The 10393-nt window shown below is 56.9% G+C and carries 7 protein-coding genes and 1 rRNA gene; 7 read left to right on the plus strand and 1 reads right to left on the minus strand.

What is annotated here, in order from left to right; genetic code table 11:
* Positions 1 to 319 precede the first annotated feature (319 nt).
* The 7 genes from trpS (at position 320) to NNN71_RS21155 (ending at position 10025) form a co-directional block, all read left to right on the plus strand.
* A complete protein-coding gene (gene trpS / locus NNN71_RS21125) occupies positions 320 to 1327 on the plus strand; it encodes a tryptophan--tRNA ligase (RefSeq protein ID WP_249022394.1) in 1008 nt (335 codons plus the stop codon).
* A 264-nt stretch (positions 1328 to 1591) separates the two neighbouring features.
* Entirely contained in the window at positions 1592 to 2659 is a 1068-nt protein-coding gene (locus NNN71_RS21130; protein WP_167576979.1) for an HlyD family secretion protein, read from the plus strand.
* A complete protein-coding gene (gene rbbA, locus NNN71_RS21135) occupies positions 2656 to 5385 on the plus strand; it encodes a ribosome-associated ATPase/putative transporter RbbA (protein ID WP_271459269.1) in 2730 nt (909 codons plus the stop codon). The genes NNN71_RS21130 and rbbA overlap by 4 nt, the downstream gene beginning before the upstream one ends.
* On the plus strand, positions 5385 to 6509 hold the full coding sequence (locus NNN71_RS21140) for an ABC transporter permease (RefSeq protein ID WP_271459270.1): 1125 nt from the start codon (positions 5385 to 5387) through the stop codon (positions 6507 to 6509). Before rbbA ends, NNN71_RS21140 begins: the two co-directional genes overlap by 1 nt.
* A gap of 171 nt (positions 6510 to 6680) precedes the next feature.
* Positions 6681 to 7793: a mandelate racemase/muconate lactonizing enzyme family protein gene (locus NNN71_RS21145; protein ID WP_163449109.1), complete on the plus strand. Its 1113-nt coding sequence runs from the start codon at positions 6681 to 6683 to the stop codon at positions 7791 to 7793.
* Positions 7794 to 7859: 66 nt separating this feature from the next.
* Positions 7860 to 9230: an MFS transporter gene (locus NNN71_RS21150; RefSeq protein WP_064547050.1), complete on the plus strand. Its 1371-nt coding sequence runs from the start codon at positions 7860 to 7862 to the stop codon at positions 9228 to 9230.
* A gap of 51 nt (positions 9231 to 9281) precedes the next feature.
* Positions 9282 to 10025 carry a Crp/Fnr family transcriptional regulator gene (locus NNN71_RS21155; RefSeq protein WP_271459271.1) on the plus strand — a complete coding sequence of 248 codons (744 nt, stop codon included), beginning with the start codon at positions 9282 to 9284 and terminating at the stop codon, positions 10023 to 10025.
* Positions 10026 to 10271: 246 nt separating this feature from the next.
* Here NNN71_RS21155 and rrf read toward each other — a convergent pair.
* A 5S ribosomal RNA gene (gene rrf / locus NNN71_RS21160) occupies positions 10272 to 10387 on the minus strand.
* Between the last annotated feature and the right edge of the window lie 6 nt (positions 10388 to 10393).

The following is a 10393-nucleotide window of genomic DNA, read 5'->3' on the forward strand; positions in this document are numbered from 1 at the left end:
ATATAAGGGATATAATCAAACGTCACCCTCATAATGAAATATCAATAAGGTTACGTAACGTTATTATTTTCTGGAAAAAATTGGCTAATCATTTCGTAAAAAATTCGCCGTACTAATCATGTCAGGGGTAGACAACCAAGCCAGGTTGATGGCACGATGTCCGGATGAACACAAACGTAACCGTTACCCGCTCAAATCGTTGGTGGCTGCCTTTATAACAGGCGGCATGGGTTACGTTATCTTTTTCAAAGCCGCCGGAAGGCGGCTTTGTTGTTTTTCAGTCACGTCTTTCGGCTTTATGTCTTATAAGGAGCGACTGATGAACACCACACACACCATTCTTACCGGCGACCGTCCTACCGGACAGCTGCATCTTGGACACTATGCCGGCTCGCTGCGCCAACGCGTGCAGCTTCAGCATGAACACCAACAGTTTATTCTGATTGCCGACCTGCAGGGCCTGACCGACAACGGCAGCAATCCGCAGAAAATCAGCCACAACATACTGGAAGTCATGGCCGACTATCTCGCCGTCGGCATCGATCCGCAGCGCACCACCATTTGCCTGCAATCCGCCCTGCCCGCGCTGGCGGAGCTGACCGCGCTGTATATGAATATTGTTACCGTCGCCCGCGTGGAGCGTAACCCGACGGTGAAAAATGAGATTGCGCAGAAAGGTTTCTCTCGCGCGCTGCCGGTGGGCTTTATGGTTTATCCCATCAGCCAGGCCGCCGACATTACCGCATTTGGCGCCGATCGAGTGCCCGTTGGCGACGATCAGCTACCGATGATCGAACAAACCAACGAGATCGTGCACAAGATGAATAGCCTGACGACCGAACCGGTGCTACGCCACTGCAAAGCGCTGCTCAGCGACGTCAGCCGCCTGCCGGGAATTGACGGCGGCGCTAAAATGTCGAAATCACTCGGTAATACGCTGACGCTGTCAGCCAGCGAGGCGGAGATCCACCAGGCGGTCAGCGCCATGTTTACTGACCCCAACCATCTGCGCGTGGCCGACCCGGGAAAAATTGAGGGCAACGTCGTCTTTACCTACCTTGATGCCTTCCATCCCGACAAAACGCTGGTCGCGGAGATGAAGGCGCACTACCAGCGCGGCGGGCTGGGCGACAGGCAGTGTAAGAACGAACTGGAAACCTGTTTGCAGGAGCTGCTGGCCCCCATTCGCGAACGCCGCGCGACCGTCATTCAGGATAAAGCGATGCTTACAGATCTCTTGCGCCAGGGCAGTGAGCGGGCGCATGCAGTGACGCAGCAGACGCTGCACGCGGTCAAGCGCGGGCTGGGGCTCCCCCTTTTGTTCTGAGCGCCATAAGGGCATCAGGCTGTGCGGATGCCCTTCGCCTGTTTTGATTAATCGTGTTACACAATCAGCAAGTCCCTGTTAATGGTATGGACATAATCAATGCCGATGCTAGTATGACATTGACAGTAGCTATATTTATGCGTGTTTCATTTACGGCCAGGATTGCTGATGATGACCACATGAGTAGCACACTTCACAGCATCCTTTCCCCTCCTCAGTACGAAACGCGCGCCACTCAGTAACAGGGAACAGAGCGGGTAGCGTATGGACAAATTCAAGCGGCATTGGGCCTGGTATCTCGTCGGTTTGGCGGTGGCGATTGCCGCCGTGACATGGTGGATGCTGCGTCCACCGGGGCTACCAGAAGGCTTCGCCAGCAGCAACGGCAGAATTGAAGCCACCGAAGTGGATATCGCCAGCAAAACCGCCGGACGTATCGAGGCGATTCTGGTCAAAGAGGGGCAGTTTGTCCGCCAGGGCGAGATCCTGGCGAAGATGGACACCCGCGTCCTGAATGAACAGCGGCTGGAAGCCGCCGCGCAGATTAAAGAGGCGCAAAGCGCCGTCGCCGCGGCAAAAGCCCTGCTCGACCAGCGACAAAGCGAAATGCGCGCCAGCGAAGCGGTGGTGAAACAGCGCCAGGCTGAGCTTGACTCCACGTCAAAACGCCACGCCCGCTCCAGCACGCTATCGCAGCGCGGCGCGGTATCGGCTCAGCAACTTGATGATGACCGCGCCGCCGCCGAAAGCGGTCGGGCTGCGCTGGAATCTGCCCGCGCCCAGGTTTCTGCGGCTAAAGCGGCCATCGAAGCGGCACGTACCAGCATTATCCAGGCGCAAACCCGCGTTGAAGCCGCTCAGGCCACCGAGCGACGTATCATGGCCGACATTGACGATAGCACGCTGAAAGCGCCGCGCGACGGACGTATTCAGTATCGCGTCGCCGAACCCGGCGAAGTGCTGGCCGCCGGTGGTCGGGTGCTGAATATGGTCGACCTGGCCGACGTCTATATGACCTTCTTCCTGCCAACCGAGCAGGCTGGCCTGCTGGCACTGGGCAGCGAGGTGCGTCTGATCCTCGACGCCGCGCCGGATCTGGTGATCCCTGCCCATATCAGCTTTGTCGCCAGCGTCGCCCAGTTCACGCCGAAAACCGTAGAAACCAGCGACGAGCGGCTTAAATTGATGTTCCGCGTCAAGGCGCGCATTCCGCCCGAGCTGCTGGCAGAACACCTGGAATATGTGAAAACCGGTCTGCCGGGCATGGCCTATGTCCGACTGGATAACCAACAGCAGTGGCCTGCCATGCTGATGGTGAGGCTGCCGCAATGAAACAGGACGCACATCCCCCGGTCGCTCGGCTTGAGCACGTCGGACAGCGTTTTGGCACGACCGTGGCGCTCAACGACATTACGCTGACCATTCCGTCTCGCTGCATGGTGGGGCTGATTGGCCCGGACGGTGTGGGCAAATCCAGCCTGCTGTCGCTGATTGCCGGCGCGCGAGTGATTGAACAGGGTAATGTGATGGTGCTTGGCGGCGATATGCGCGACGCCCGACATCGCCGCGATGTCTGCCCGAAGATCGCCTGGATGCCGCAGGGGCTGGGTAAAAACCTTTATCACACGCTGTCGGTGTACGAAAACGTCGACTTCTTCGCCCGTCTGTTCGGTCACGATAAACACGAGCGCGAAGCGCGTATTGATGAGCTGCTGCACAGCACCGGGCTGGCGCCGTTCCGCGATCGTCCGGCCGGGAAACTCTCCGGTGGTATGAAGCAGAAACTGGGCCTGTGCTGCGCGCTGATCCACGATCCGCAGCTTTTGATCCTCGATGAACCCACCACCGGCGTCGACCCCCTTTCCCGCGCGCAATTCTGGACGCTTATCGACAGTATCCGCGAGCGCCAGCCTGACATGAGCGTACTGGTCGCTACCGCCTATATGGAAGAAGCCGAGCGCTTCGACTGGCTGGTCGCGATGAACGACGGGGAAGTGCTGGCCACCGGCAGCGCCGAGGAACTGCGTACACAAACCGACAGCCAGACGCTGGAACAAGCGTTTATCGCGCTGCTGCCGGAAGCGCAGCGCAATGCGCACCAGCAGGTGATCATCCCACCGCGCGACGCGAGCGAAGAAGAGATTGCCATTGAAGCCCGCGGCCTGACGATGCGCTTCGGCGATTTTGTCGCGGTTGACCACGTTAACTTCCGCATTGCCCGCGGCGAGATTTTTGGCTTTCTGGGATCTAACGGCTGCGGTAAATCCACCACTATGAAAATGCTGACCGGGCTGCTGCCCGCCAGCGAGGGCGAGGCCTGGCTGTTCGGTCAGCCGGTGGATCCGAAAGATATCGCCACCCGCCGCCGCGTCGGCTATATGTCGCAGGCTTTTTCGCTCTATAGCGAGCTGAGCGTACGTCAGAACCTGGAGCTGCATGCAAAGCTGTTCCATATACCGGATGATCAGATCCCTGGCCGTGTGGCGGAAATGAGCCAGCGCTTTATGCTTACCGAGGTCGAAGATGCCCTGCCCGCAGCGCTGCCGCTGGGGATCCGTCAGCGCCTTTCGCTGGCGGTGGCGGTGATTCATCGCCCGGAGATGCTGATCCTCGATGAACCGACCTCCGGCGTCGATCCGGTCGCGCGCGATATGTTCTGGCAGTTGATGGTGGACCTGGCGCGGCGGGATAAAGTCACCATTTTTATCTCCACCCACTTTATGAACGAAGCCGAGCGCTGCGACCGTATTTCACTGATGCATGCCGGCAAGGTGCTGGCCAGCGATACGCCGCAGGCGCTCGTGGAACAGCGCGGCGCGGCCACGCTGGAAGCGGCTTTTATCGCTTATCTGCAGGAGGCTTCTGACCCGACTCCCGTCGCGGAAATGGTGGATACGCCGCGTAAGAGTGAGAACGAGCCGCCGCGCCAGGCCTTTAGCCTGCGGCGCCTTTTCAGCTACAGCCGCCGCGAGGCGCTGGAGTTACGGCGCGATCCGGTGCGCTCAACGCTGGCGCTGCTCGGTACGGTGATCCTGATGTTTATCATGGGCTACGGGATCAGTATGGACGTCGAGGATCTGCGTTTTGCGGTGCTCGATCGCGATCAAACGGTTAGCAGTCAGGGCTGGACGCAGAACATTGCCGGATCGCGCTATTTTATCGAGCAGCCGCCGCTGTATAGCTACGACGATCTCGACCGTCGCATGCGCGACGGCGAGCTGGCGGTGGCGATAGAGATCCCACCTAACTTTGGCCGCGATATTGCTCGCGGCACGCCGGTGCAGATTGGCGTGTGGGTCGACGGCGCGATGCCAAACCGCGCGGAAACGGTGCGCGGCTACGTGCAGGCGATGCACCTTGCGTGGTTACAGGAGATGGCTGGGCGTCAGCCTTCTGCCAGCCGGGATACGTCGTTGATTTCTATCGAGACACGCTATCGCTATAACCCGGACGTGAAAAGCCTGCCGGCGATCGTCCCTGCGGTGATCCCGCTGCTGCTGATGATGATCCCGGCGATGCTCAGCGCGCTGAGCGTAGTGCGGGAAAAAGAACTGGGGTCGATCATCAATCTGTACGTCACGCCAACCACCCGCAGCGAGTTTTTGCTCGGCAAGCAGGTGCCGTACATCGTGCTGGGGATGTTCAACTTTCTGCTGCTGTGCGCGCTGTCGGTGTTTGTCTTCGGCGTACCGCACAAGGGCAGCTTCCTGACGCTCACGCTGGCGGCGCTGCTATACGTGACGATCGCCACCGGGCTGGGGCTGCTGATCTCCACCTTTATGAAGAGCCAGATTGCGGCGATCTTTGGTACGGCGATCATTACGCTGATCCCCGCCACGCAGTTTTCCGGCATGATCGACCCGGTAGCCTCGCTCGAAGGGCCTGGACGCTGGATTGGCCAGATTTATCCAACCAGCCATTTCCTGACTATCGCCCGCGGCACCTTCTCGAAGGCGCTGGGTCTGGGTGACCTGTGGGGATCGTTTATTCCCTTACTGATTGCCGTACCGCTGGTATTGGGGCTTTCCGTATGGCTGCTGAAAAAACAGGAGGGGTAATGCGCGGATTACGCAATATTTATAACCTCGGTGTGAAAGAGCTGCGCAGCCTGCTGGGCGATAAAGCCATGCTGGCGCTGATCGTCTTTGCCTTTACCGCCTCGGTTTACTCCTCCGCGACGGTGATGCCGGGCTCATTGCACCTGGCGCCAATCGCCATTGCCGACATGGATAAATCGCAGCTTTCCTCACGGATTATCAATAGTTTCTATCGTCCGTGGTTTCTGGAGCCGGAGCTTATCACCGCCGATGAAATGGACGCCGGGCTGGATGCCGGGCGCTATACCTTCGCCATTAACATTCCGCCTAATTTTCAACGAGATGTGCTGGCAGGAAGGCAGCCTGATTTGCAGGTAAACGTTGACGCCACACGCATGAGTCAGGCCTTTACCGGCAATGGCTATATCCAGAATATCGTGACCGCCGAGGTGAACAGCTTTGTGTCCCGCTATCGCGAAAATAGCGTGCTGCCGGTGGAGTTGGCGGTGAGGATGCGCTTTAACCCCAACCTTGAACAGGAACGATTTGGCGCAGTAATGGCGATTATCAACAATATCACCATGCTGGCGATTGTCCTGACCGGTTCAGCGCTGATTCGCGAGCGCGAGCATGGAACGGTGGAGCACCTGCTGGTGATGCCGGTGACGCCGTTTGAGATAATGCTTGCCAAAATCTGGTCGATGGGGCTGGTTGTTCTGGTGGTGTCGGGGCTGTCGCTGATATTGATGGTGCAGGGCGTGCTGCAGGTGCCAATTGAAGGGTCGATCCCGCTGTTTATGCTGGGGGTGGCGTTGAGCCTGTTTGCCACGACGTCGATCGGTATTTTTATGGGGACGATTGCCCGCTCCATGCCGCAGCTGGGGTTATTGATGATCCTGGTGCTGCTGCCGCTACAGATGCTTTCCGGCGGTTCCACGCCGCGCGAGAGCATGCCGCAGCTGGTGCAGGATATTATGCAAACCATGCCGACCACGCATTTCGTCAGCCTGGCACAGGCCATTCTCTATCGCGGGGCAGATTTTGCCATCGTCTGGCCGCAGTTCTTAACGTTGCTGGCGATTGGCGGCGTCTTTTTTACTATCGCACTGGTTCGTTTTCGTAAGACGATTGGAGAGATGGCCTGATATCGCGCTGCCCGTCACCCCGGCGGGCAGCGGCCAAATTCGCGATCCACTTCAAAAAACGCAGTTAATCCCTTCCGCTTCCGAGGATGTGTCAACCGTTTGACAGCCTTGCCGGAGGGCCGTTGTTACATTGCGGCCATCCGTCAGGACATACAGACACAGGAAGCAGCAATGAAAATCACCAAACTCACCACGTTTATTATGCACGTGCCGGTCACGAAAAATATTATCGGCGACTCAACCCATAGCATTACCCATTGGGGAATGCCGGGGGTGATGATCGAAACGGATACCGGTCTTGTTGGCTATGGCTATACCGGCACCCATGCCGATATCACCACCGACCGCCTTATCACCACGATCATTCAGGACGTTTTCGGCCCCATGCTGATCGGCGAAGATGCCAGCGAAGTCCGCTATCTGCACCGTAAGATGTCGCGCAGTTCGACCAATATCTGGGTTGGTCGCGGCGGTTTGATGCAAATGGCGCTCTCTGCCATTGATATCGCGCTGTGGGATCTTAAAGCCAAAATGGTCGAGCAGCCGCTATGGAAAGTCTTTGGCGGCTCGAAAAACACCCGCGTTCTCGCCTATAACACCGACTGCGGCTGGCTGGTCCGCGATACGGCGGAGCTGGTTGATGACTGCAAGAAAATGATTTTTGAAGAAGGGTTTAATGCCATCAAAATGAAAATCGGCAAGCCGGACCCGCGTGAGGATCTCAAACGTATTGAGGCCGTCAGAAAGGCGATCGGCGATGACGTGAATCTGATGGTCGACGCGAACGCCAAATGGGACATCAGTACCGCCAAACAATACGGCTCACGGCTGGCGGATTTCGATATCACCTGGTTTGAAGAGCCGATGTGGCACGATGACGTCGCGAGCCACCGTACGCTGGCTGAACATATCCACACACCGATTGCGCTGGGTGAGCTTCTCTATCAATTTGATTCATTTAAAGAATTTGTGCTGGCGGGTGCCGTGGATTACCTGCAGCCGGATGCAACGCGTTGTGGGGGGCTGACGGCGGTTTGGGAAATTGCCGATCTGGGTCAGGCTTTCAATCTGCCGGTCACGCCCCATCACGGTGACATGATGCAGGCGCAGTTGCACCTGGTCATGGCGCACCCTTCCTGCTCATTGCTGGAATTTATCCCCTGGACGCTGGACTGCTTCGTCGATCCGGTGGAAGTCAACGAGGGCTACTATTCTCTGCCCACCGCGCCTGGCGCCGGCACTACCCTTCGCCAGGAGGCGCTTGAGCGCTTTAGCGTAAGATAAACCAACCTGTATCGCCCGGGCACGGCTCGGGCCACAACAATAATGACAAATACAAAGAGGTGATTTATGCCCGCCCCTACCGATCAGGATTTATCACTGGCAATCCGTAAATCCATTCGTCGGATCATCCCGATGGTGACGTTGATGTTTATTCTGGCCTATCTGGATCGTTCCAACATTGGCTTTGCCAAACAAGAGTTTCAGCTGGATACCGGCCTCAGTGATGCGGCTTACGCTTTTGGCGCCGGGATCTTCTTTATCGGCTATGCGCTGTTTGAAGTCCCCAGCAATATACTGCTTTATCGTATCGGCGCTCGCGTCTGGCTTGCGCGTATTATGGTGACCTGGGGCCTCGTGTCCGCGTCGATGATGTTTGCCCACACGGAGTCGGTTTTTATCTTCTTACGCTTCCTGCTTGGCGTCAGCGAAGCAGGTTTCTTTCCCGGGGTTATTCTTTATCTGACCTTCTGGTTCCCGCAGCATATCCGCGCGCGCGTCACCGGCTACTTTCTGTTTGGCGCACCGCTGGCCTTCATCATCGGCGGGCCGCTTTCCGGTTCACTGCTGTCGCTTGAGGGCACGGTACTGGCGTTTGGTTTGCACGGTTGGCAGTTGATGTTCCTCGTGGAAGGTCTGCTCGCCTCCGCCGTTGGCATCTGGGTCTTCTTCTATCTTGATGACCGCCCTGATAACGCTAGCTGGCTGACAAAACAGGAAAAAGCGGCGCTAAATAAAACGCTGGATCAGGAGGAACAGGTCAAACTCGCCCACGGGCCGAAAGGGGTATGGCAAGCGCTGCTGGACATCCGTGTGCTTTATTTATGCCTGATCTGGTTTACGGTGCAGGTATGCGGTTATGGGATCTACTTTTTCCTGCCGACGCAAATCGCTACGCTGATGGGCACCAAAGTGGGCTTACTGGTCGGCTTCATTACCGCTATTCCGCCGCTGTGCGCGGCTATCGCGGTGTACTACGTGCCGCGTATTTCGGAAAGATTGCAGGAGCGTCGTTATGTTGCCTCTATCACCTTTATGTCCGGCGCCGTCGGGATTGCCATCTCCGGGCTCGCAGACAGTATCCCGTTGATTGCCATTGTCGCTCTGTGCGTCGCTGCTGCCGGGCACCTGGCAATGCAGCCGTTATACTGGACCTTCCCCTCTTCTTATCTTGGCGGTGCGGCAGCCGCTTCGGGCATCGCGTTGATTAACTCGATGGGGAATCTGGGAGGATTTGTGGCACCAAACCTGCGCGTCTGGGCGGAACAAACCTTTCACTCTGCGCAGGCGGGGCTCTATTTCCTGGCCATGGTGACGGCAGCGGGCAGCCTGATGATTCTGGCGCTCCGTCGATTCGGCATTGAAAAGCCCATGAACACGCCGCCCGCCAACCGCAACGTATCGGCCAGCGAGGCAAAATATCTGCGCCACTCTGATTAACAGGAAATGATACAGTGCTACGACAACAATCAACCTCAGGCAGTCACAACGATGGTTAAGATATTGGCCGTAGCACCGTCACATGATCCCGCCATTTCGCCGGAGGAGATCAACACTATTCTGCTTGGCAGCAGTTGGTTTCGCGCACTACCGGATTATCTCATTGAACAGATGGTGTCCCGCGCCACTCTGTATCAATACGAGAATGGTGAAATCATTCACTACCGCGGTGATGAATCGCTGGGTTTGTATGCGGTCATCACCGGTTCCGTGAAGGTGAGTTCCGTCTCTGCCGATGGCAGAGAATGTATTTTCCGCTATCTTTCGCCGGGCAACTGGTTCGGCGAAATTGGCATGATCGATAAGTCTACCCGCACCCACGATGCGAGGGCGATCGGTAAGACGATACTCCTGACGCTAAAGCCCCGCGACGTTGAATTCCTTCTGCAAAACTACCCGATTCTTCATCGTTTTCTGGCGTTACTGTTGTGTAAAGTGGTACGCAATGCCTTCACCATGCTGCATGACAGCACGTTGTTATCGGTGTCTGCGCGCCTCGCAAAGCGGTTAGTCAGCCTATCAGAGGGATACGGCGAGCCGCATGAACGGGGAGTGTTGATCAATCTCTATCTGACGCAGGACGATCTGGCGACAATCATTAATACGACTCGCCAAACCATCAATAAACGGTTGGTTGCGTGGGAGAAATTAGGATGGATAGACGCGAAGTACGGCAAAATTTTAATCGTCAATATCAATGCACTCAGGCAGTTATATGCTGATGAAGACGAATAGCGCGATCTGAGCGCTTTTCTATTTCGTACAGACGCAAAAAAGCCCATCCGTCAGGATGGGCTTCTTCACTTATTTGATGCCTGGCAGTTTATGGCGGGCGTCCTGCCCGCCACCCTACGGGCCGTTGCTGCGCAACGTTCAAATCCGCTCCCGGCGGATTTGTCCTACTCAGGAGAGCGCTCACAGACAAACAACAGATAAAACGAAAGGCCCAGTCTTTCGACTGAGCCTTTCGTTTTATTTGATGCCTGGCAGTTCCCTACTCTCGCATGGGGAGACCCCACACTACCATCGGCGCTACGGCGTTTCACTTCTGAGTTCGGCATGGGGTCAGGTGGGACCACCGCGCTACAGCCGCCAGGCAAATT

It is taken from the genome of Kluyvera sp. Awk 3, assembly GCF_028069715.1.
Classification (GTDB): domain Bacteria; phylum Pseudomonadota; class Gammaproteobacteria; order Enterobacterales; family Enterobacteriaceae; genus Kluyvera; species Kluyvera georgiana_A.